The 22257-nt window shown below is 36.8% G+C and carries 21 protein-coding genes; 9 read left to right on the forward strand and 12 right to left on the reverse strand.

Annotated elements, in window-relative coordinates; all coding sequences use genetic code 11:
• Window positions 1-161: 161 nt before the first annotated feature.
• From AC3WJG_RS23370 to AC3WJG_RS23395, 6 genes are all read right to left on the reverse strand, one after another.
• The gene (locus AC3WJG_RS23370; RefSeq protein ID WP_013081633.1) at window positions 162-716 is read right to left on the reverse strand and encodes a glycerol-3-phosphate responsive antiterminator; all 555 of its coding nucleotides are present in this window, start codon (window positions 714-716) and stop codon (window positions 162-164) included.
• Between the two features lie 113 nt (window positions 717-829).
• Window positions 830-2368 (reverse strand): carbon-nitrogen hydrolase family protein, encoded by a 1539-nt coding sequence (locus AC3WJG_RS23375; protein ID WP_013055260.1) that lies wholly within the window; start codon window positions 2366-2368, stop codon window positions 830-832.
• 318 nt (window positions 2369-2686) lie between these two features.
• Complete coding sequence (locus tag AC3WJG_RS23380; protein WP_102813494.1) at window positions 2687-3457, reverse strand: L,D-transpeptidase; 771 nt, start codon at window positions 3455-3457, stop codon at window positions 2687-2689.
• A 188-nt stretch (window positions 3458-3645) separates the two neighbouring features.
• Window positions 3646-4440 (reverse strand): SurA N-terminal domain-containing protein, encoded by a 795-nt coding sequence (locus tag AC3WJG_RS23385; RefSeq protein ID WP_028410243.1) that lies wholly within the window; start codon window positions 4438-4440, stop codon window positions 3646-3648.
• A gap of 259 nt (window positions 4441-4699) precedes the next feature.
• A complete protein-coding gene (locus AC3WJG_RS23390) occupies window positions 4700-5692 on the reverse strand; it encodes a Gfo/Idh/MocA family protein (RefSeq protein WP_098433061.1) in 993 nt (330 codons plus the stop codon).
• A gap of 233 nt (window positions 5693-5925) precedes the next feature.
• The gene (locus tag AC3WJG_RS23395; protein ID WP_013081630.1) at window positions 5926-6318 is read right to left on the reverse strand and encodes a YhcU family protein; all 393 of its coding nucleotides are present in this window, start codon (window positions 6316-6318) and stop codon (window positions 5926-5928) included.
• A 155-nt stretch (window positions 6319-6473) separates the two neighbouring features.
• Between AC3WJG_RS23395 and AC3WJG_RS23400 the strand changes: the two genes are divergently transcribed.
• Window positions 6474-7385, forward strand: a complete 912-nt coding sequence (locus AC3WJG_RS23400; RefSeq protein WP_098332953.1) for an RluA family pseudouridine synthase — start codon at window positions 6474-6476, stop codon at window positions 7383-7385.
• Between the two features lie 37 nt (window positions 7386-7422).
• On the opposite strand, the gene AC3WJG_RS23405 is transcribed toward AC3WJG_RS23400, so the two are convergent.
• Window positions 7423-9441, reverse strand: coding sequence for a methyl-accepting chemotaxis protein (locus AC3WJG_RS23405; RefSeq protein ID WP_102813492.1), 2019 nt, complete (start codon window positions 9439-9441; stop codon window positions 7423-7425).
• Window positions 9442-9582: 141 nt separating this feature from the next.
• Complete coding sequence (locus tag AC3WJG_RS23410) at window positions 9583-10458, reverse strand: cation diffusion facilitator family transporter (protein ID WP_028410239.1); 876 nt, start codon at window positions 10456-10458, stop codon at window positions 9583-9585.
• Window positions 10459-10790: 332 nt separating this feature from the next.
• On the opposite strand from AC3WJG_RS23410, the gene AC3WJG_RS23415 reads away from it, so the two are divergent.
• On the forward strand, window positions 10791-11747 hold the full coding sequence (locus tag AC3WJG_RS23415; RefSeq protein ID WP_013081626.1) for an L-lactate dehydrogenase: 957 nt from the start codon (window positions 10791-10793) through the stop codon (window positions 11745-11747).
• A 62-nt stretch (window positions 11748-11809) separates the two neighbouring features.
• Complete coding sequence (locus AC3WJG_RS23420; protein ID WP_176526168.1) at window positions 11810-13390, forward strand: lactate permease LctP family transporter; 1581 nt, start codon at window positions 11810-11812, stop codon at window positions 13388-13390.
• Window positions 13391-13485: 95 nt separating this feature from the next.
• Here the strand turns inward: AC3WJG_RS23420 and AC3WJG_RS23425 are convergent, their stop codons facing one another.
• Window positions 13486-14478, reverse strand: coding sequence for a zinc-binding dehydrogenase (locus AC3WJG_RS23425; protein WP_102813491.1), 993 nt, complete (start codon window positions 14476-14478; stop codon window positions 13486-13488).
• A 416-nt stretch (window positions 14479-14894) separates the two neighbouring features.
• On the opposite strand from AC3WJG_RS23425, the gene AC3WJG_RS23430 reads away from it, so the two are divergent.
• Window positions 14895-15425, forward strand: a complete 531-nt coding sequence (locus AC3WJG_RS23430) for a DL-endopeptidase inhibitor IseA (protein ID WP_028410237.1) — start codon at window positions 14895-14897, stop codon at window positions 15423-15425.
• Between the two features lie 249 nt (window positions 15426-15674).
• Here AC3WJG_RS23430 and AC3WJG_RS23435 read toward each other — a convergent pair whose 3' ends face one another.
• Window positions 15675-15944, reverse strand: coding sequence for a hypothetical protein (locus AC3WJG_RS23435; RefSeq protein ID WP_028410236.1), 270 nt, complete (start codon window positions 15942-15944; stop codon window positions 15675-15677).
• A gap of 127 nt (window positions 15945-16071) precedes the next feature.
• Here AC3WJG_RS23435 and AC3WJG_RS23440 point away from each other — a divergent pair, with 127 nt between their 5' ends.
• Window positions 16072-17214, forward strand: coding sequence for an AI-2E family transporter (locus AC3WJG_RS23440; RefSeq protein ID WP_013081622.1), 1143 nt, complete (start codon window positions 16072-16074; stop codon window positions 17212-17214).
• Between the two features lie 35 nt (window positions 17215-17249).
• Here AC3WJG_RS23440 and AC3WJG_RS23445 read toward each other — a convergent pair whose 3' ends face one another.
• Window positions 17250-17645, reverse strand: coding sequence for an SET domain-containing protein (locus AC3WJG_RS23445; RefSeq protein ID WP_025753011.1), 396 nt, complete (start codon window positions 17643-17645; stop codon window positions 17250-17252).
• A 335-nt stretch (window positions 17646-17980) separates the two neighbouring features.
• Here AC3WJG_RS23445 and rarD point away from each other — a divergent pair, with 335 nt between their 5' ends.
• Window positions 17981-18901: an EamA family transporter RarD gene (rarD, locus tag AC3WJG_RS23450; RefSeq protein WP_028410235.1), complete on the forward strand. Its 921-nt coding sequence runs from the start codon at window positions 17981-17983 to the stop codon at window positions 18899-18901.
• A 66-nt stretch (window positions 18902-18967) separates the two neighbouring features.
• Complete coding sequence (locus AC3WJG_RS23455; RefSeq protein ID WP_098250137.1) at window positions 18968-19738, forward strand: TatD family hydrolase; 771 nt, start codon at window positions 18968-18970, stop codon at window positions 19736-19738.
• Window positions 19739-19770: 32 nt separating this feature from the next.
• Here the strand turns inward: AC3WJG_RS23455 and AC3WJG_RS23460 are convergent, their stop codons facing one another.
• On the reverse strand, window positions 19771-19908 hold the full coding sequence (locus tag AC3WJG_RS23460; RefSeq protein WP_013055244.1) for a lmo0937 family membrane protein: 138 nt from the start codon (window positions 19906-19908) through the stop codon (window positions 19771-19773).
• A gap of 194 nt (window positions 19909-20102) precedes the next feature.
• On the opposite strand from AC3WJG_RS23460, the gene AC3WJG_RS23465 reads away from it, so the two are divergent.
• Together AC3WJG_RS23465 and AC3WJG_RS23470 are read left to right on the forward strand one after the other, a co-directional pair.
• A complete protein-coding gene (locus tag AC3WJG_RS23465; protein ID WP_028410233.1) occupies window positions 20103-20546 on the forward strand; it encodes a YfmQ family protein in 444 nt (147 codons plus the stop codon).
• 143 nt (window positions 20547-20689) lie between these two features.
• Complete coding sequence (locus AC3WJG_RS23470; protein ID WP_098433057.1) at window positions 20690-21991, forward strand: CitMHS family transporter; 1302 nt, start codon at window positions 20690-20692, stop codon at window positions 21989-21991.
• Window positions 21992-22257: the final 266 nt, after the last annotated feature.

Consider the following 22257-nt stretch of genomic DNA (forward strand, 5'->3'; position numbering starts at 1 on the left):
CGTATGAAAACGATTAAAACAACAAGAAAATAAGAAAATCCACCATACATCCCCCTAATAAAATCATTAAAAGGCTATACCGTGGATCTCCTATTCTCCCTCACATCTATTAACTTATCTAGAAGTTTACTAGATGATGAAAGCGTTGTCAAACAGTTTTTTTAAGTTGAAATACTCCACAGTTCTCTATTTGATGTTGTAACAGCAGAAGCCCCCGCTCCCAAAGCATTACGAACTTCTTCTTCGGTTCGTATTAACCCCCCAGCTAACACCGGAATGCCTGTTTCAGCTTTGACTTCTTGGATTAAAGTGGGCACAATTCCAGGAAGAAGCTCAATATAATCGGGTTTTACTTTCTTCATTAACTCGTAGCTTTTCTTCAAAGCCGTGCTGTCCAATAAAAAGACCCGTTGGATGGCATAGATCCCTCTTTGTTTAGCTTTTAAAATGACGTTTGTTCTTGTCGAAATAATCCCCGCAGGCTTAAACTCCTGACACAAAAAATCAACCGCATACTCATCGTGCTTTAAGCCATGAATTAAGTCTAAATGAATGATTAACTTCTTTTCATGCTTATGAACCTCTCTCATAATTCCTTTTAGCATTCCCACTTGATTGTCTAAAAGAACTCCGTACTCGTAATTACTTGCTAAAAAATTTTCCAATTGCTTCATATCTCGAACAGCGGGTAATACCGATTGTCCATGAAAACTCATGTTTTCCCCTCTTTTCCACGGTTAGTCCACAAAATTCATTGTAATAGTTTTTATTATGGCAAAAGTTGAAATAAAAAACACCATGCATTTGCATGATGTTTTTAGAAAATACGTTATTTTTTATATTTAATATTGTAAACGTCATGGCGTCGGTCTTTTAATTGACGAACCGTTCCTGATTGGCGCTGGCGACGAAGAATTTCTAAATCTACATCTCCAATAACTACCATTTCAATATTAGGGTTACATTCTCCTACAATGCCGTCTCGTGCAAATTCAAAGTCCGACGGTGCAAAAATAGCAGACTGAGCGTACTGAATATCCATGTTTTCAGTTTCAGGCAGGTTTCCAACTGTACCTGCGATAACCGTATAAATTTGGTTTTCGATCGCACGGGCCTGAGAGCAGTATCTTACGCGCAGATAGCCTTGGCGGTCTTCCGTACAGAATGGTGTAAAAATAATATTTGCACCTTTATCTGTAGCAATACGAGCAAGCTCCGGAAATTCAATGTCATAGCAAATTTGGATCGCAATTTTACCGCAATCTGTATCAAACACTTCGACTTTATCTCCTGGGCTAATTCCCCACCATTTTCTTTCATTAGGTGTAATATGCACTTTATACTGCTTTTCAATTGTTCCATCTCGGCGGAATAGATACGCAATATTAAAGATATCTCCATTATCTTCTTCGACGAAGTGGGATCCTCCAATAATATTTACATTATATTTAACCGCTAAGTTAGTGAATAGCTCAATGTACTCTTCCGTATATTCTGCTACGCGCTGAACCGCTTTGCTTGGAATCTTTTCATTCAAGAAAGACATTAGCTGAGTTGTGAAAATTTCCGGGAATACGCAGAAGTCGGCTTTTGCGTCATAAGCAACATCTGTATAATATTCTACCTGTGTTGCAAACTCTTCAAATGAATTGATCTGTTTCATCATATACTGAACAACACAAATGCGCACTGGGAATGACGTTTTAAAATGGCGTTTTGAACGGCGAACGTAATCTACGTTGTTCCATTCCATCAGCGTTGCATACTTATTAGAAGCTAGATCATCAGGAAGATAACCAGGGTTTATACGCATAAGCGTAAATCCGTTCATTAGCTGAAAAGATAGGACTGGATCATAAATTTTATGATGAATAACTTGTTCTACATATTCTCTAGGCGACATTTCAGCTGAATGCTTATGGTAATTAGGAATTCTTCCTCCGATGATGATACTTTTCAGGTTCAATTCACGTGCTAAATCTTTACGTGCTTCATACAAGCGGCGTCCTATTTTCATGCCGCGATACTTTGGATGAACCATTACTTCAATTCCATACAGATTGTAGCCTTCCGGGTTATGATTTGTAATGTATCCTTCGTCTGTAATATCGTCCCACGTATGCTGATCATCGTACTCATCAAAGTTCACAATCAAGCTTGAACAAGATCCGATAATTTCCCCGTCGTACTCTGCACATATTTGTCCTTCTGGAAAAATGGCCAGATGACTTTCAAGCTGTTCTTTTTTCCACGGATCCATTCCGGGGAATGATAGCTTTTGAAGTGCTAAAATTTCATCTATATCGTCCGGTTTGATGTTACGAATAATCATTTTTTTCTCGAACTTTGATAAATCTATTGTAGACATACGTTAAAACAACCCTTTCTCTCTCTTCATTAGGCAATTAGTTTCCCTGTTTTTTATTATAATAAACATTATTAAAAATTCAAAAAATGAGGCTGAGACATAACAAAATAAATCCAATCTAAAGACGAACAAATGGATGCATTAGCTCGTATGAATAGCTTGTGACACCGCTGTTGATTTCCGTACAACTGCTAGAAGGAACAAAACAGATGAAACCTACGTTCACCATAATAAAAAAAAACGAACCACCAATCAAACATGTTGATCAATGGCTCATTTTTCACTTAGGCTAAAATACTTTTGTCCCAGCCTCATTTTCTATTTGCAAATATCTAATTTTATGGATGTTTTTTTATTAGGATAATTTTCAATAAATCCTGGTCCTAAAGAGACTTTAATGCCATTTATTTTATATACATTATAGCGTTCACCGCGATTTAACGTACGAATCTTTACCCATTTTCCTTTTTCTTCTCTTAACAAAACCATCGGTGATTGAATCGTTACAAAACCAATTTGGCCTTTTGAGAGCTTTTTCGTTTTACAAAGATTCTGGGCGACTGGAGCACTGCTTACTTTGTATTTGTTTTTAACAGCGATTGAATCAAAACTTTGAGAATGAAATTGACCAATAACCACTTTTGTACCGGTTTGAACGCGGCCAAACAGCCAGCGTACCTCTTCATCATACATACGAATGCACCCTGAACTTGCGTAAGTCCCGATAGAACTTGGATTATTATTCCCATGAATAGCGTACGTCGTTCCATATGTTCCGCGGGCATTTAATCCTAGCCAGCGATCACCTAGCGGATTCCTAGGATCTCCGCCCCGAATATTGTCTTTATAATAAGGCCGGTTCTTAATTTTATTCACAATGCTGAAGGTACCTTCCGGTGTATAGCTCATCTGCCTCCCTGTGGCAACTTTGAACGTCCTTACTAGTTTTCCTCCATCATAAAAAGCCAGGGTGTTAGTAGATTTGTTAATAATAACAAGTTGATTGGACGCCGCAGAAGCATTGCCTGTCAGACCCATCCCCGCGAGTAAAAAAACAAGCCCAACAAAAAAAACAGCCACCTTTTTCATTTATTGACTCCCCCAATTTCTCTTATATCTATATAAGAAAAGTATAGGATGGAAGGCAAATCATCAGAACACTTTTTACTTTATAAGTCAAAATACAATAAAATCTTTCACGCACTCCTTTTTACTGACAAGAAGCAATAATGTACATAACAAAAAAACGGCCGTTTAAAGGGCCGGTTCATTTGTATTTAAAGCTTCACTTCAACTTTTGCATTTTTCTTAAGTTCTTCAACTTTTTTCTGTAATGCTTCTTGTTTCTTTTGTTGTTCAAGCTGCTGCTTAATTTGAGGCTTTACGTCTTCAAGCTTTGGCATTTGAGATTGTTCTTTACCGCCGCTTGCTTGACTTTGGCTTTGTTTTGCAAATTGATCGTAATAATCTTGAATTTCTTTATCTGTTACTTCTGGTGTTTGGATGTCTTTATCTACGTACTGCTGATATTTAATGCTGTCAGCGAGTTCAGACTTTAATTGTGATTGAGTTAATCCTGCATCTTTTAAAGCCGCTTTAAACTGTTTATCTGTCTTGAACTGCTTTTTCGTTTCTTTTAACTTTTTATTTACTTCTTCATCAGTTGCTTTATAGCCTTTGTTTTCAGCTTCTTGCAATAGCAGCGTTTGACCTACTAAATTGTCAATTGTTTGCTGCTTTACTTGTTTAGCTGCTTCTTTAGATGTTGGGTCTTGTCCCATTTGTTGATATTGATTTTGTGATGTAGCAAGAGCTACATTATACTCTTTACCAGAAACTTTTTTACCGTTTACAACCGCTACGGTTTTTTTGTCGTCTACTTTCTGTTTATCTAATTTTTTCTGCATTTCTTTTGCTTGTTTTTCCTGCTTCTTCTGAGCCTCTTTTTGCTGCTCAGTTTGTGCAGTTTTTTGATCATCACTCTTTGATTGCTTTGCATCATCGTTTGAACCGCATGCTGTTAAAGCTGCAGCAATTAACCCAATGAGCAATGTATACATCAGTTTTTTCATGATTAATCTCCTTTCATAATCCCAAACGATTACTAGCTATTCGAAAAAATCATCTAGGGGGCATTGTATATGATATAGACGTAAAAAGAAACCATTTAGGCTAATTTTAAACATATGTAATAAGATTGAAACGTTCTGTAATCTTATGAAAGATAAATGCTCTTCTCTATACGGCCTGTCTAATCATAACATTATTTAGTATGATTTACATAATTTACAGAAGTTTATTCATCGTACATTCTTTTCTCTAAAGCTTTCTTTACATTAAAGATGACAGTATTTGATCACATAATTTCATCGTTTTTACATTGTCACTTCCACTGGAAATAATTTCTTTATCACTTGTACAACACTCAATGAAATGAGCCATCTCTCCAACAAATCCACGAAGGTAAAGATCTCGATATGCTCCTGACATTGGAGAAGCAGAAGGTGTAAACACACGGTCGTTTTCTTTTAATGACTTCCATGGTAAATCATCAAAAGTCTGAGATTCGTGAATAGTCAATGCGTTTACTTCATCAGCAAAAGCAAAGCCATTGTCAAATGTCACTAATAAGTTTTCGCTTTCGCGAGACCACGCTGTCATGCCAGTAAAATATAGGCTCCCTACAGTGCCATTGTCAAACTTCAGCGAAATACTATTTGAAATATATTCACCATGATTATTTCTGAACCCTGTCACGTGAACGACTTCGCCGAACAAGTGACGGACAAGATCAACAATATGTATGGCAGCAAGCTTCATAAACTGCTCTTCATCTTTACAAAAAGGGGTACTGTCTACAGCAAACCTCGCTTGAAATGAACGGACGTTTCCAAGGTTTCCTTCTTCAATTAGCTCTTTTAGTTTTATATAGCAAGGTGCATAGCGCTTCATAAAACCTACCATTACTTTTACGCCAGCTTCCCTAGCAGCATCTGAAATCTCTTTTGCTTCTCTTTCATTCATCCCCAAAGGCTTGTCCACATAAACATTTTTTCCCGCTCGAATGCAATCAAGCACCAAAGCAGGATGATCTTCAGGCTGTGCCACAACTACTACTCCGTCGCACTTTTCCTGCTTCAGCATTTTCTTATAATCATCGTATGGCGTACCGCTGCTCCCAAATCGCTGAAGAGCAGCTTTTGATCTTTCCATACTGCGTGTGGAAATTGCTTTAATTTCTGCTCCCGCTTCAATAACTGAGGGATAAATGTTCGTTGATGCATGAAAGCCTGCACCTATAAAACATAATTTTGCTTTTGTCATGTTTTCGCTCCTATTTGTTTTTTGTGATGGATTTATACAAGTTTGACCATATCACAAGCTCTTTTTGAATGTCCAATTGAAATCTGAAATATGCCAATAAAAAGAAATAAGTTGAGACACAACTAAATGAAACTTACGTTTACCATAACAAAAAAACGAACCACTAATCAAAAATCTCGATCAATGGTTCGTTCTTCACTTCGTCTAAAATGCTTTTGTCCCAGCCTCTTTCTTTAATTTATGTATGAATTATAAAACGATTCATACGAATACGTAATCAAATTGTTTTCTTTTGCAAAACACTCAATGGAAACAGGAAATAAAAACCCGTATTTTTTTAAAATTGCAATATTTTTTTCGAATTGCTCGCAGTCGCTTTCTTCAATCGGCCGATGTTGGATCGCTTCAATCACGGCAATTATTGTCTGAAGGCTACTAATGACTTGCAATGCTTCATCGAGTAAGCCATTATATAAATGGTCTGTACAATAATCTGGGTTCAATAGTTCATCAGGATTAAGCTTATCTACAGATACATACCGAGGTAACAAGTCATAGCGAAGCTGTTCAGTCAACTCTTCTATGTAATTCTCCATTTCTGGCGGAGCTGCTTGGGCAATTTTCATGGTTACCCCCCCTTTTTTCTCTTAACTTATGTCTCTTTATTTAGCATAACATAAACATAAAACGAGAACTTCAGGTAGTTATTTCCTCCTAATTATTTACAAGTTCTTTTAAAAGATTAAAGGATATTTACTAGTATGTAAGGAAGGGATTAAATATGAGTATAAACGGCCAATGGCTAGAAGATAAAATCGCAAAAAATGATGCAGGGCAAACAATTGAAGATTATTTAAAAACGAAATGGCGTATTCCTAAAAAAACGCTGCATCAGTTTCGAATGAATAAAAATGTGCTTATAAACGGTGAGCCTTTACCATGGAGAAACACTCTTAAGGAACATGATAAAGTGTCACTTCCTTTTTTTGAAGCAGAGCCTAATGAAATCACCCCTTACAATGTTGATATAGAGATTTTGTTTGAAGATGAGCACGTACTAATCGTAAACAAACCAATAAACCTAGATACTCATCCTTCATCAGAGCAAGATCAAAAAACTCTTTTAAATGCTGTAGCTGCTTATTTTCAAAAAATAGGCCTCAAAACAAAGCCTAGACACGTTCACCGTTTGGACAGCGATACATCAGGTGCTATCTTGTTCACGAAGCATTTTGTAGCAAGCTCTGTGTTTGATCAGCTGCTGGCTGAACGTAAAATTAACCGTACTTATATTGCCCTCGTCCAAGGAATCATAAAAAAAGAAGAAGGAATCGTTAATGAACCCATTGGACGCGATCGTCATCACGCTACAAGAAGAAGAGTATCTAGAACGGGACAAGCTGCCAAAACATCTTACCGGGTGTTGAAGCGTAATACGGCAAAAAATGAAACGCTTATTGAACTTTCGCTAGAGACCGGACGCACTCACCAAATTCGTGTTCATATGAGTCACATTGACCATCCATTACTTGGTGATACGCTTTATGGAGGAAAGAGATTAAAAGAACAGCAGCAAGCTTTACACGCCATTAAGCTTTCTTTTATACATCCATTTACTCATCAGCGCGTATCAGCTGTTGCACCTACAGATCAGCAGGTTTTTTTACCGTATAGCAACTTGTTTTCCTATTGAATAAAAAAGAGCGCCAATATGTTATTGGCGCTCTTTTTTATTTAATTTTAAATTGACGAATCAAGTTCGCTAATTCTTCACTAATCTCTTGCAGATGTTCAGCCGATTGAGAAACAGTAGAAATAGCTCTAATTTGTTCTTCTGTAGAAGCGGTAATTTCTTCAGTTCCCGCTGCTGATTGCTGTGCGATAGCTGCTATACTTTGAATGGCCGCTACCACGTCCTCCTTATGCTCATCGATACTGTCCATGTTGCTTGTCACATGCTCGACAGCCGCCGCCACTTGTTCAATTGTAGTTGCAATTTCATGAAAAGCTCGTTCTGTATCTCCTACCACAAAGTCCTGAGACTTTGAAAGCTCTTCTGTACGGTTGCATTCTTCACGCGCAGCAGCGACTTCCCCTTGAATCGCTGCAATCGTATGGCGAACTTGTTCAGTGGCCTGAGAGGACTGTTCAGCGAGTTTTCGCACTTCTTCAGCTACTACCGCAAATCCTTTGCCATGTTCTCCTGCACGAGCTGCTTCAATACTAGCATTTAATGCAAGTAAATTTGTCTGATCTGAAATACTATTAATGGTAAAAATAATAGATTCAATTTTTTTCATCTTATTTGTTAACTCTTCCATTACAGCTTGAACAGCATGAATCGTTTGAGACGATTCAGTAGTTTGGTTGCGAAGCAGCTTCATTTGTTTTAAACCTTTTTCATTGATGGTTACAGCTTCAATCGTCATTTTATTAATCTGGGCATTTTGTTCAATGACTTCTTCAATTTGCGAAGATAAACTCATCGTTTTGTGATTAGTAGAGTCAGCGTCAGAAGCTTGCTGCGTGGCGCCGCTGGCAATTTCATGGATAGCCCGGCCGATTTCCTCACTGGATGCAGTGGCTTCTTCAGATACGGCACTCAAGTCTTCAACAGACGTTTTTACTGTCTCAACAGACGTCTGAACCGTGCCAATCAATGTTTTCATTTTGGCTACCATATCATTAAATAAATGAGTAAGCTCACCAATTTCATCTTTTGACTTCGTCTTCACCTGAACCGTTAAATCGCCAGCTGTTACTTTGGCTACTTCGTTTTTCAAGCGGCGAATCGGATTAGTAATGATTCTTGAGAAAAAGATGGTTAACACCACTGATAATAAGATGCCAATTAACGCAATCCAGACAATAACAGTCAGTAAATGATGAGCGCTTGAGAGCATTTCATTATAAATAAAGGCATTTCCTATCTTCCAATTCGTTCCTTCGAGAGTATCATATGCCATCACTCTCTCTTCACCTTGAAAGGTATACTTCATGAAATCTCTATTTCGGTCTGCTTCGTACATTTTTTTCATAAATGGCTGATTCATTAAATTTTTTCCAGCTTCTGTTGGATGGACGAGCGCTGTGCCATTTTGATCAAATAAAAATGCATATCCACCGTGATTTACTTCTGCTTTACCTACAATGTTTTTTAATGCATCTAAGTCTAAATCAGTAGCTATAACACCCAGTACCTTTTTAGTATCTGGATCTAAAATAGCCTTTGCAATCGTCACAACCGTCTTTTTTGTTGCTGCATCTTCATATGGATCCGTATAAATTACTTGATCAGGTAATGCCATTGCTTGTTTGTACCAAACTCTTGAAGTCGGGTCATAATCTGATCCGTACTCTTGCTTAGGAACAGAATACATTCCTTTATTTTTTGTGCCTATGTATTCAAGTGCCAGGTTCGGATATTTTTCTTTAAACTGCGTAAACTCTTTTTGAACCGTATTCCATGTAAAATAAGGATTTTTCTCTTGATTTGTTTCATTTCCTTCTTGCTTAACAAAATTAACGATTACATCGTTCTCACTGTACGTCAGCAAAGAACGACTATACATGTCTAAGTACGTATGAATCGTTTCTTTTAACTCTTTCACTTGACTTTGAGACTGAACTTCTACATCTTTTTCTATTTGTGTTTTGGTAAATTGATAAACAGTCCCTGAAACAACTAATAATAAACTAGCTATAAAAATACTAAAAAATACTACGAGCTTTGCACTTAACCTCTTCATTCCCTCACCCTTCTACAAAAATCTTTATATTACTAATAACGGCTTTTCATTTTCATTTTTGAAGAAGTTTTTGTGAATTATTTCAAATTTCCCCAAAAATAAAACCAGCCCATCCTTTCATAACGAAAGAACGTGCTGGTTTTATTTTTGCTTTTCGTATGCATCAGGTTCAATATGAACAAGCGTATCTTTAATTTGATGCTCATCGTTCATCATATGTTCAATTTGATCAGCAATTTCATGGCTTTTGATAACATTTAAATGGGGATCTACTTTAACAGTTACATCGATCACGACTTGGTTACCAAGCTTACGCGCTTTCACATCTTCTACTTCTTTTACACCATCTACAAGCTCGATGCTTTCTTTGTAGTGCCCTAACTTTTCTTCATCAAATCCGTCCGTTAAGGAATGAGCCGCTTCTTTAAAAATTTCGATGGCTGTTTTACAAATAATAATTCCCACAGCAAAAGCAGCTACCACATCCAGCCAGGGCAGACCGAACTGTGAACCAAAAATTCCCACAACAGCCCCTATACTCACAAGTGCATCAGACAAATTATCTTTAGCAACCGCATATAAAGACTGGCTATCAAGTTTTTTAGCAAGCTTAATATTATATCGGTAGACACCACCCATAACAGCAGCCGCTCCAAGACCTACCCAAGCAGCCAGTAAATTAGGCGCTTCAGATTTGTCCATAAATAATGACTGACCCGCATCGACCAATACTTCTAGTCCGATGACCATCATGATAAAAGAAGCAATAAGTGAAGAGATATGTTCCGCTCTGGAATGTCCATAGGGGTGATCATTATCGCGAGGTTTTTTAGAAATCTTTAAGCCGATTAAGACGGCAATTGATGCAATAATATCTGTAACATTATTAAGACCGTCGGCTTTTAATGCAGAGGAAGCGGTGATACCCGCAATGATAAGTTTACATGTCGATAAAAAGATATATGATAAGATACTAACCCAAGCGCCTTTTTGGGCTTGCTCATAGTAATTCTCCATCCCTTCCACTCCTTTATTCAAAATAAGCAAACTTAGTGTAACAAATGGATTTCGTGTGGGTCTATAGAAACATTATTGGCTGCTAACATACAAATAGAGAATGTTAAACTCTTTAGCTTTCTGCAAAACAAGTTGCCTTTACTCAACACTTTAAACGTTTAAGATCTTTCTAAATGTGGCACTTCATGTAGAAGGACATTTTTTTAAATCGCCCTGTAAAATTGTTTACTATTTTTTTAAGGGTGTGATTTTTATCACAGCCGAGGGTATTTATTCTTGTTACACTAACATTGTGAAAAACATCACAAAATAAAATTCAAAGGATGATACAAATGAAAACACAATTTACACCAAAAACACGAAAAGTTGCCGTTATCGGAACTGGTTTTGTTGGCTCAAGCTACGCTTTTTCAATGGTGAATCAAGGTATTGCCAATGAATTAGTGTTAATCGATATGAACAAAGAAAAAGCAGAAGGTGAAGCACGCGATATCAATCATGGAATGCCATTTGCCACACCGATGAAAATCTGGGCTGGAGATTATAAAGACTGTGCTGATGCTGATTTAGTAGTTATTACAGCGGGCGCTAATCAAGCTCCAGGGGAAACACGCTTAGATCTAGTTGAAAAAAACGTTAAAATTTTTGAATGCATCGTAAAAGATATTATGAACAGCGGATTTGACGGCATCATTTTAGTGGCAACAAATCCAGTTGATATTCTCGCACACGTTACACAAAAAGTATCAGGATTACCAAACGAACGGGTAATTGGTTCAGGAACGATCCTTGACACAGCTCGCTTCCGCTACTTGTTAAGCGACTATTTCGAAGTAGATTCTCGCAACGTCCACGCTTATATTATGGGGGAACATGGAGATACTGAATTTCCTGTTTGGAGCCACGCGCAAATTGGCGGTGTGAAGCTCGAACATTTTATCAATACTGCCGCTATTGAAAAAGAACCCGATATGCAGCATCTATTCGAACAAACCCGCGATGCGGCTTACCATATTATTAATCGAAAAGGAGCGACTTATTACGGAATTGCAATGGGGCTTGTACGCATTACCAAGGCTATTTTAGATGATGAAAATTCTATTTTAACAGTATCTGCTTTATTAGAAGGACAATACGGTATTTCTGATGTGTATATCGGCGTACCAGCTATCATTAATAAAAACGGCGTGCGTCAAATTATTGAATTGAATTTAACTCCTCACGAACAGCAACAGCTCGAGCACTCTGCTAGCATTCTTAAGCAAACTCGCGACAGAGCTTTTGTGTAATATCTAAAGATTTTTGCGGGGGACTTCCCCGCTCCCTTGTTTTAAATATGTAGTAGAGGTGTATGAATATGACGTGGACTCAGGTATATAATCCGTTAGATAATATTTGGCTTTCTGCACTAATTGCACTCATCCCCATTATCTTTTTCTTTATTGCTTTAACTCTTTTGAAATTAAAAGGACATATTGCTGCCGGTATTACGGTGCTTCTTTCTATGATTATTGCTATTTATTTTTATGATATGCCTGCCTCAATGGTTTTAGGAGCCACAGGCTATGGGTTTCTGTATGCACTTTGGCCCATCAGCTATATTATTATCGGAGCGGTGTTCTTATACAAGCTAACTGTCAAAAGCGGACAGTTTACTACCATCAGACAATCTATTATTTCAATAACCGATGACCCCCGCTTGCAAATGCTGCTTGTTGCTTTTTCCTTTAATGCTTTTTTAGAAGGGGCAGCGGGATTTGGAGCTCCAATTGCCATTACAGCAGCGCTTTTAGTTGGACTTGGGTTCAAACCGTTAAAAGCAGCGGCGCTATGTTTAATTGCTAATACAGCTTCAGGAGCGTTTGGTGCCATGGGGATTCCTGTTATTGTCGCAGGACAAGTATCTGGCATAGATCCAAAAGAAATTGCTCATTTTCTTGGCACGCAGCTTCCGATTATTTCTTTTCTTATCCCTTTTTTACTTGTCTTTATTATGGATGGGATAAAAGGATTAAAAGACGTATGGAAAGCAACGGGCATCACAGCCGTTTCCTATGCACTGACACAGTATTTAACTGTTACATACATCGGCCCTGAACTTCCAAATATCACATCTTCTATTGTGAGTTTGCTTGCTCTTGCTTTTTATATTAAACGAACAAGCCCGGCAGCAGCTAAAAGCTTCAGCCTGTCACCAAAACAGATTTTAAAGGCTTGGTCTCCTTTTATTCTATTAACGATACTCGTTACGGCTTGGAGCATTTCTTTTGTCAAAATAATGCTTGAACATATGAACCTGCTTATTAACGTCCCATTTTTACACAATCACGTAATTAAAGCAGCGCCTTTAGTAAAAGATCCTACGCCTTACGCTGCTGTCTTAAAAATAGACGTATTTGCAGCAACAGGTACAGCAATTCTTATTGCTTGTATCCTTTCAGTTTTCTTGCTTAACGTATCGCCAAAAGTGGCATGGACCACTCTTTTAGAAACCGTAAAAGAATTATCAAGACCTATTATTACTATTATGATGGTCATTGCTTTTGCTTTTATTTCAAATTATTCAGGACAGTCTTCTACACTTGGATTGGCGCTCGCTACATCAGCTGCTTATTTTCCATTTTTATCTCCATTTCTTGGCTGGATCGGCGTATTTCTAACAGGGTCTGTCGTATCAAATAATGCGCTGTTCGGCAACTTGCAGCTAACTACAGCTCAGCAAATTAATGTCTTGCCAGTTATTCTCGTAGCGGCCAATACTGCCGGCGGCGTGATGGCTAAAATGCTTTCTCCTCAATCAATTGCCGTCGCTGCCGGAGCAGTGGGACTGGCTGGAAAAGAAGGTGAACTGTTTAAATACACGCTCAAATACAGCATGGGATTTTTGATACTAGGAGGGTTTGTTACTTTTTTATTGGCTTGGTGGTTATGATAAAAAGCGCTAAAAAGCTGTTATTACCGTGTTTCTTTCATTTAAACAAACGTTTGATTATATAAAAAAGTCCCCAGTTAGCGCTGGGGGTTTTTTTATTCCGAAATAAGTAAACCTATGTTGCCAAATTGTTTCCCTTTATCTAATCGTTCGCAGGCTGCAACTGCCTCTGACAGCGGATAGAATCGATCGACGATTGGTTTAATTTGATATTTCTCTATAAAATCCATCATGTCCACGAATTCTTCCCGACTTCCCATAGACGTACCAAGTATGTTGAATTGAGGATAAAAAATGGTTCTTAGAGGTAATTCAACTTCATTTCCAGAACTTGCACCAAAGTTAACAATTCTTCCATTTGGCTTTAATATTTCAAAATAAGCAGGAAATAAAGCTGCCCCCACACTATCAAGTATGATATCTACTTTTCTATTGTTGGTTTCTTCTTTTAGGTTGCTTCCGCTATCTAATGCATAATTCGCTCCATGCTTTAGAGCTTGCTTTCTTTTTTCAACACTTCTAGAAGTGACTGTTACGTTAGCTCCGATAGCTTTTGCGAATAACAATCCATAGGTCGCGACTCCGCTTCCTATACCGGGAATAAGGAGGTGCTCTCCTTTTTTTAATTGGCCTTTTGTAAATAGAGCTCTATAAGCAGTTAAAGCGGATAATGAAAGAACTCCCGCCTGTTTCCAAGATAGATAAGATGGCTTTTGTACAACGTTATTCGCTTGTATGATTACATACTCTGCAAATGTTCCATGTGATGGACCGCCTAAAATTTCAGGTATAAGTGGAACGTGTTCTACACAATCCCACTCTAGACTTGGATTAATAATTACTTCCATTCCTTTTTTTAAACCTTTTACGCTTTCTCCCAATTCTTCTATAATGCCTGCACCGTCTGAACCGGGGATAAACGGCTTATCTCCTTTGCCTCGATTATTCATAACGAATAAATCTCTCCGGTTTAAACCTGCTGTTTTTAGTCTTACTTTTACTTCTCCTCTTTGAGGGTGCACCTCCTGAAGATCTCTGTACTTCATGCCTGCTATTCCACTTTTTTCACTATGTATAATGCCTTTCATCATTTCGCCTCCTCTTAATCTACCCTACTAAAAAGCTGTAAATGGAAAAAGAAATATGCCTAAAAAAAGGAAAAAAACAGTTTTCATATTCACTTTTTCACCGTTTTATCTTTATTTTTCTGTATCGTAAAGGTATTAAGCTTCTTTTATTACATTTTTGTTACAAACGATCTTTTTGTAACAAAAAGATTAAAAAGTAGAGAGAAACGCCTAAAAACGTTGATAAATCAACATTTAACTGGTAATTATCTTACTATATCTAGTTTAGAAACTAGTAAAAAACTAAAAAAATTTAAGAAAAAAAGACAAAACACTTTCTTTTATTACAGATTTATTGTAATATAAATGTAACAAAAGAAATATAAAACACATAATTGTTACATAAATAAGGTTAATTAATTAGGAGTGAGTTAGAAATGAAAAAGATTGGACTAGTTTTATCATCAATCGCTATTTTCTTTACACTAAGCACTGGAGTTACAGCACAAACAACATCTACAACACTAACAGATGCAAATGCTGTCAAAATTGCAGCTAGTGCCAGCAATCATTTCTGGAGTGCTCTGCACGGTTATAAAAACAAACCATGTACAGAACGTACATTTGAATATAAAGGAACTGATTACGTGTATCTTTGCCCTGAATTTGATACAAAAGCTGAGCTATCAAGCTACTTATCTGAGACATTTACAAATAGTGCAGTGGAAAAAGGATTAACAAATTACGGCTATATCACATATAACGGCAAACTTGCACATCCAATCGGCGACGGATTCAGCATGTTAGAGTGGTCAAAAGCAAAAACAAAGCTTGTGTATCAAACAGCAACAGTTCGCTCTTATGAATTCACAGTTCCAACTGTAGATGGCGGCAGCGTAAAACGCACTGTCACATTCTATAAATCTAATTCTCAGTGGAAAGTAAATAAATTTGACGCTGTTCAATAATAAAAAAAGCAGGCCTGCTTGAGCAGACCTGCTTTTTTCTTTTTTTATCGATAACATAAATAAAACTTCTACTCACAGCGCTCTAATAGCTGTAAATAGAAGTTGAGATCACAAGTTTAAGTAAATCAAATTTTGTCGAATCCTGTAGAAACAGTGATAAGTTACGTTTTATATTACAGGCTAAATTGCTTATTGTCAACAAAATTCAGCAAAAAGATAGGGCAATATATTCAGAGCATAATAAAGACATTAACTTGGATTTTGTTCATGTTCCTCTGGGTTATCATGTACAGGATGAGCGCCAGGAAATAATCTTTGCGCTTTTTCATGAAGATTTTTGTTTTCATAATTAAATGCGCTATACGTTCGCTGCCCTTCTTCCCATGAAGTAGATTTCCCCAGTTTTTGATTAACAGGAGAACCGAAAGGACCGTCTGGAAATTCTTCAGCGGTTATATACTCATGGCTTTTTTCTACTGTAGAGAAATCATCATACGATGGTTGTTTGTCTTTTTTCAATGATTTCACTCCTTCTTTCTAGAAGATTTTCTACTAGTATGCACACTTCTTTGTAAAAAACCCTCTTAAATTAGTCTAAATCAGGGTATGATAACTATACATTTATTTTTAAAAGGAGTTGAACAGCTTGGAACCTAGACCTCAGAAAGGAACTTTTTTCCGAGAAAAAATCTTAAATAATAAATTTGTTGTATATACAATTATTATTTTTATTCTCAGCATGACTATTTTTTCGTTATCAAAAATCGGATTTATTTTAATTCCTATCTCTATTTTTATTAAAACAATCGCACTGCCGATTATCTTAGCAGGAATTTGCTTTTATTTATTTAATCCGCTTGTTGACTTTTTAGAACGAAAAGGTGTAAAACGAATTATTTCCATTCTTGTTTTATACATAGTGATTATCGGCGCATTAGCCATTATTATTTCATCGGTTATTCCGCCTCTAAAAAATCAAGTTGACCGTCTTATTGATAATATCCCAGAGCTGACGCATGACGTTCAGCATGCGGTGACGAACCTTTCGAATAACCGATATGTCGAACAAGGTCTTCAGTCGGCTAACACGGACCTAGATAAGATTTCAAAAGATGCATCAAAACACTTGAGTAAATATGTTTCTGGATTTTCAAGCGGTATTGTGAATTTTGTCGGCACCATTACAGAAATTATATTATCGGTTGCCGTTTTACCCTTTATTCTTTTTTACTTATTAAAAGATGGGAAAAATTTACCTAATTACATTGTAAAACTGCTTCCAAACCGCTCTCGTTCTGAAGCTAAATTCATTTTAGCCGACATGAACCACGCATTAAGCGCATATATTCGCGGGCAAATTTTTGTTGCGATTTGTATAGGTGTACTGCTTTTCATTGGCTATCTGATTATTGGGTTAGATTATGCATTACTTCTAGCGATTATCGCCATGGTAACCAACGTTGTGCCTTACCTTGGTCCTATTATCGCCATTATCCCAGCCATTATTATTGCGTTTATTACCTCTCCTTTCATGCTTGTAAAACTAGCCATTGTCTGGGCAGTTGTTCAATTGCTTGAAGGTAAAGTAATATCTCCGCAAATTATGGGAAGAAGCCTAGACATTCACCCGATTACAGTCATTTTTGTCATTCTAACCGCCGGAAACTTATTCGGAATCATCGGTATCATTTTAGCCGTCCCTGGATATGCCGTTTTAAAAGTTATTATTACGCATATTTACCAATTCATCCGTTTGAATTCGACTATGTATCCAGATAAAAAAGCATAATAAAAAGCCCATCGATTTTCGATGGGCTTACCTTTTTACTTTTGTTCTTCTTCATCTTCACGATCAAACCAAAGGAGCTCTTGATCATCTTCATCTCCATTATAGTTGATGAGAATTTCTTCTCCTGCTTGGATATCCGTATATGCATAAAAATCAAAGGTATGATTGTCAAAATTAATTTCATACGTAGCATTGGGTGTATACGAGTGATTAAACAGCATACCGTATCCCAAAAGAATAGCCGTATGATTCACTCCATATTCAAAAGCATAATCCGCTAGTGTTGTTTTCTCAATAAAATCATGCTCTTTATTAGGATAAGCGATAACAGGAGCTTCGTGAATAAGCGTTCCTTTTTTAATATCTTGCTTAGCAAATACACCTCTATTAAATTCTCCGTCGCTTATCGCCGACGCTTTTATTTCGATCATATTCGTCACCTATATATTCTTTCCTCTAAGATTTTTTTCTTCCTTAAGCTTGACAGTTTCTAATAGGGAAATCAACTGTTTTTCATAACCACTTGAATAAAAGCTGAAGGAGCGCTTATCATGCACACTTGTGTAAGCACTTACCTTGTTAGAAACACACAATTTGACTTTATTTTAGACATGGAAAAGCAATAACCTTGCGCATAGCGCTTTTTTGAGCCATTCAACATGTGAAGAATCGTTTTTCTCTGTGATATAATCGTTTATGCTGCTTTTTTATGTTAATCTATGACTCTTATTACCAAATTTATCTCATGTTAGAAGGAAGGTTTTAAATGAACTTAAATCATGACAAAGATGGTGTAACGTATGCAGTCCTTTCTTATCTTATGTGGGGGCTCACGCCAATTTATTGGAAGCTGGTTCACCACGTAGCACCAGGGGAGATTTTAGCTCAGCGCGTTTTTTGGTCTTTTATTTTTATGCTTATTCTTTTATTGATCACAAAGAAATGGCGTACATACATTACGTTTGTAAAAGAAATAATGAAAAAACCATCCTTATTCTGGTCCCTTTTTACTGCGTCTGTACTTATTAGTGCAAATTGGGGCATTTTTATGTGGGCTGTCATTGATGGAAAAATAGTAGAAGCGAGCCTTGGACAATATATTAACCCCCTAACAAGTGTTTTATTAGGTGTTATTGTCTTAAAAGAGAGATTAAGCGGGGCTCAAATTTTTGCATTTATACTAGCAGCGATCGGGGTATTAACACTCAGTCTTCATTATGGTGTGGTTCCTTGGATTTCGCTTAGTTTAGCTCTTACTTTCGGATTATATGGTTTGGCAAAGAAAAAGATTAAAGCTGACTCAACAATCGGATTAACTCTTGAAACGATGGTCATCTCCCCTATTGCATTAGCATATATAAGCTACCTCACGTTTCAATCACACTTGCAGTTTTTTGATTCTTTTTCAACAAGTCTTTTATTAATGGGAAGTGGAATGGTCACAGCTTTACCACTCTTATTATTCACAAAAAGTGCTAAAAAAGTATCATTATCAATGCTTGGTATTCTTCAATATATTTCACCAACATTATCTCTGCTAGCAGGAGTGATTCTGTACCATGAATCGCTAACAAAAGCTCATGTTATTGCTTTTAGTTTTATTTGGTTAGCTCTTATTGTTTATACGTTTTCATCTATTGCTAAATGGGGGAACAAAAAACAAATAAGAAATAAAATGGAGGCCTAACAGAATCATACATTCTCTTACGTATTATTTCTAAACAAATTGGGCTGAAAGGAGCGAGCGATATTTATGAAACAAATCATTGACGCTCATATTCACCTCGATCAATATGAACCGAAAAGCTGGAAAGACATAGTAGAGAAGGATCCTTCGTTACAAGCGCTTATTTCTGTATCTTCCACATTACAGTCTTGCCAACTTAATCAAAAAATCAGCCAATTGTATTCTTGTGTGAAACCCGCCTACGGATTTCATCCTGAACAAATGCTGCCTTCTTCAAATGAATTAGCGGAGCTGTTTGCCTGGATTGATCAAAACAATGAAGAAATGATAGCTGTTGGTGAGGTAGGTCTACCTTATTACTTAAGTCAGACCTATACTCTTTCTCTAGAGCCCTATTTGGAGCTGCTTGAAGCTTTTATTATTCATTCAAAAAAATGGGGAAAACCGCTAATTCTTCACGCTGTATATGAAGACGCTGAAATTGTGTGTGACTTACTAGAAAAACATTCCGTGTCTAAAGCTCACTTCCACTGGTTCAAAGGAGCTAAAAAAACCGTTGAACGAATGAAAAACAACGGTTACTATATTTCAGTTACACCTGATATTGTATATAAGCCTAAAATCCAAGCGCTTGCCATGGAATACCCTCTTGATTACTTGATGGTCGAAACAGATGGTCCGTGGCCATTTGAAGGACCTTTTCAAAACCAGATAACGGTTCCATCAATGATACATCAGTCCGTTGAGGAAATAGCACGTCTCAAAGGAGTTTCTGGAACGGAAGCATATGATTTTTTATATCAAAATACGTCTTGTTTTTATAATCTCTCCACATAAAAGGCCTTTCCCTAAGGAAAGGCCTTTTATATCTAAATTCGTTTCACAAGTTTTACGATTAGCACAATCACTGCAATGACAAGAAGAATGTGAATGATGCCGCCGCCAATATGAAAAACTAATCCTAATAACCAAAAAATAAATAAAAGTCCAATAATCGTCCACAACATAATTTTTTCTCCTTTTTTTATATGTAGTATTTGTTATAATTTTATATTTCCCTAAATGTGCATAAATAAACGCATTTCATATACATCTTTTCACTGAGGAAGATTCACATAATGTACAAAAAGCAATCATGTTCTCTGTGGTAAAATAAGTATGTAATCTTATTTCATTTAAACTATAGCGGAGATGATTAACTATGACATGGATTGTATTACTTTCCATCATTCTTGTAAGTGCACTCAAAATATTAATAACGTGTCTTCCAACTCCAGTGGTCAAATGGCTTATGACTAAATTTCAATTACACCCAACACTTGATGACCACAACGTTACTGTCACAGTTGATGGGAAACATTTAGAAGGCAAAGACAAAATGCAAGTGATTGATTATTTTAATAAAGCAACCTTTTTAAAACAATATTATGTCCATGAAGGAAATAAGGACTATTATAAACACCTAGAAGACAGTGAAACTCCACTGGTTATTGATACGAAAAAAGGAAAAAAAGATGTTCGATTATGCGTATACAGTTATGATGATCATGTCGATGTCGTAAAACAGTATAAAAAGAAAATTATTGCTTACAGCCTGCTGTCTGATCACCTTCAAAAGCAGTCCATAACAGCTGACCTAGCTTAAACCAGTCGCCTATAAGGCGGCTTTTTTAGCTTTTAGTTTTAGTTTGAAGCTATCTTATTTAAAAATACCAAACTTTAACAGTAATTCTAATGCTATAATGAAAATTAATGGAATTTTCTAACTTTTTTAAGAGGTGATGGATAATGCTTTCTTTGTTAGGGTTTGGAATGATTGCGACTTTTCTATTTCTTGTCATCAGTAAACGCTTGTCCGTGGTTGTTGCTTTTATTTTTGTCGCTATCCTCTTTGGTATAATTGGAGGTTTTAGTGCTGATATGGGCGATATGATGATGAATGGTATTTTAAAAGTAGCTCCTACGGCCATTATGATCGTTTTTGCTATTTTATATTTTGGACTAATGATTGACGTCGGTTTATTTGATCCTATGATTTCTCGTATCCTAAACATTGTGAAAGGCGATCCTTTAAAAGTCGTAATGGCAACTGCCGTTATTACAATGCTTGTTGGCTTGGACGGAGACGGCTCTTCTACATTTTTAATTACAGTTTCCGCCTTGCTTCCTTTGTACACAAAACTGGGAATGAACCGACTAATACTGGCTTGTGTTATTAGTTTAAGCGCAGGTGTTATGAATATGATTCCTTGGGGAGGTCCTCTCGTAAGAGCCGCAGCAAGTTTGCAATTAGAAGTATCAGATCTATTTAATCCTCTTATTCCAGCTATGGCAGCGGGATTGATGTGGACTTTATTTTCAGCATATCTACTAGGAAAGAGAGAAAAAGCGCGCTTAGGAACTATTCATTTAAAAGGTGCATCAATGGCATTTGCTGAACAGCTTTCAGTTCATGAGACCCCTGGGAAGCCACCTAGACTCTTTTGGTTTAATGCCTTATTGACACTGTGCTTAATGACTCTCTTGATCATAGACATACTCCCTATTCCAATTTTATTTGCTATTGCTTTTGCCATTGCTTTATTTGTTAATTTTCCTCATCCAAAAGAACAGCAGGAAAGAATCTTAAGTCATGCAAACAGCTTTGTAATGGTTAGTACGTTGGTTTTTGCAGCCGGAATCTTTACAGGCGTTTTTACAGAAACAAAAATGATGGATGCCATGGCTAATACCATTGTCAGCCTCACTCCTGAATGGCTGGGCTCTCACCTTCCCTTAGTTGTAGCAATAACGAGCCTTCCTCTTAGCTTTGTATTTTCACCTGATGCTTATTATTTTGGCATTTTACCTGTTATTAGCCATACAGCAGCTAATTTTGGTGTAGACCCTGTAGAAATAGGACGAGCAGCTTTATTGGGACATTCCACAACGGGGTTTCCCCTATCTCCTTTAGTACCCGCTACTTTCATTCTGATTGGGCTGGTTGAAGTAGATTTCGGGGAGCATCAAAAGTTTCTTTTCAAGTGGGCCTTTGGGACAACTATTGTGATGACAATTACAGCCATTTTAACGAATGCTATCTCCTTTTAGACTCTACCATAAAAAAGGAAGCCGACTACCATAAGGCAATCGGCTCACACATGTAGGATATTGATTTAACACTAACAAAGTACAACACAACACTAGTAATTATATAATATATTTCATTATTTTGAAAGCGATTTCATATATATTTTTAAAAATATTTTGTTATTTGTTTTTCATAGAAAAAAACCACGTTTCAGCCAATTCGAAACGTGGTTCTTTTCTGTAAGGACTTGCCCTACAGGCTATAAATGTAAGTAAGCTCATTATAG

The organism is Priestia sp. FW507-14D1A, assembly GCF_058781295.1.

What these genes read in the sequence shown, in the direction of transcription:
- AC3WJG_RS23405 (WP_102813492.1), bottom strand. Translation starts at nt 9,441, where the DNA reads ATGAAGAGGTTAAGTGCAAAGCTCGTAGTATTTTTTAGTATTTTTATA.
- AC3WJG_RS23445 (WP_025753011.1), bottom strand. Translation starts at nt 17,645, where the DNA reads ATGATCGAAATAAAAGCGTCGGCGATAAGCGACGGAGAATTTAATAGA.
- AC3WJG_RS23425 (WP_102813491.1), bottom strand. Translation starts at nt 14,478, where the DNA reads ATGAAAGGCATTATACATAGTGAAAAAAGTGGAATAGCAGGCATGAAG.
- AC3WJG_RS23410 (WP_028410239.1), bottom strand. Translation starts at nt 10,458, where the DNA reads ATGGAGAATTACTATGAGCAAGCCCAAAAAGGCGCTTGGGTTAGTATC.
- AC3WJG_RS23395 (WP_013081630.1), bottom strand. Translation starts at nt 6,318, where the DNA reads ATGAAAATTGCCCAAGCAGCTCCGCCAGAAATGGAGAATTACATAGAA.
- AC3WJG_RS23470 (WP_098433057.1), top strand. Translation starts at nt 20,690, where the DNA reads ATGCTTTCTTTGTTAGGGTTTGGAATGATTGCGACTTTTCTATTTCTT.
- AC3WJG_RS23460 (WP_013055244.1), bottom strand. Translation starts at nt 19,908, where the DNA reads ATGTTGTGGACGATTATTGGACTTTTATTTATTTTTTGGTTATTAGGA.
- AC3WJG_RS23380 (WP_102813494.1), bottom strand. Translation starts at nt 3,457, where the DNA reads ATGAAAAAGGTGGCTGTTTTTTTTGTTGGGCTTGTTTTTTTACTCGCG.
- AC3WJG_RS23385 (WP_028410243.1), bottom strand. Translation starts at nt 4,440, where the DNA reads ATGAAAAAACTGATGTATACATTGCTCATTGGGTTAATTGCTGCAGCT.
- AC3WJG_RS23390 (WP_098433061.1), bottom strand. Translation starts at nt 5,692, where the DNA reads ATGACAAAAGCAAAATTATGTTTTATAGGTGCAGGCTTTCATGCATCA.
- AC3WJG_RS23430 (WP_028410237.1), top strand. Translation starts at nt 14,895, where the DNA reads ATGAAAAAGATTGGACTAGTTTTATCATCAATCGCTATTTTCTTTACA.
- AC3WJG_RS23375 (WP_013055260.1), bottom strand. Translation starts at nt 2,368, where the DNA reads ATGTCTACAATAGATTTATCAAAGTTCGAGAAAAAAATGATTATTCGT.
- rarD (WP_028410235.1), top strand. Translation starts at nt 17,981, where the DNA reads ATGAACTTAAATCATGACAAAGATGGTGTAACGTATGCAGTCCTTTCT.
- AC3WJG_RS23455 (WP_098250137.1), top strand. Translation starts at nt 18,968, where the DNA reads ATGAAACAAATCATTGACGCTCATATTCACCTCGATCAATATGAACCG.
- AC3WJG_RS23465 (WP_028410233.1), top strand. Translation starts at nt 20,103, where the DNA reads ATGACATGGATTGTATTACTTTCCATCATTCTTGTAAGTGCACTCAAA.
- AC3WJG_RS23415 (WP_013081626.1), top strand. Translation starts at nt 10,791, where the DNA reads ATGAAAACACAATTTACACCAAAAACACGAAAAGTTGCCGTTATCGGA.
- AC3WJG_RS23420 (WP_176526168.1), top strand. Translation starts at nt 11,810, where the DNA reads ATGAATATGACGTGGACTCAGGTATATAATCCGTTAGATAATATTTGG.
- AC3WJG_RS23370 (WP_013081633.1), bottom strand. Translation starts at nt 716, where the DNA reads ATGAGTTTTCATGGACAATCGGTATTACCCGCTGTTCGAGATATGAAG.
- AC3WJG_RS23400 (WP_098332953.1), top strand. Translation starts at nt 6,474, where the DNA reads ATGAGTATAAACGGCCAATGGCTAGAAGATAAAATCGCAAAAAATGAT.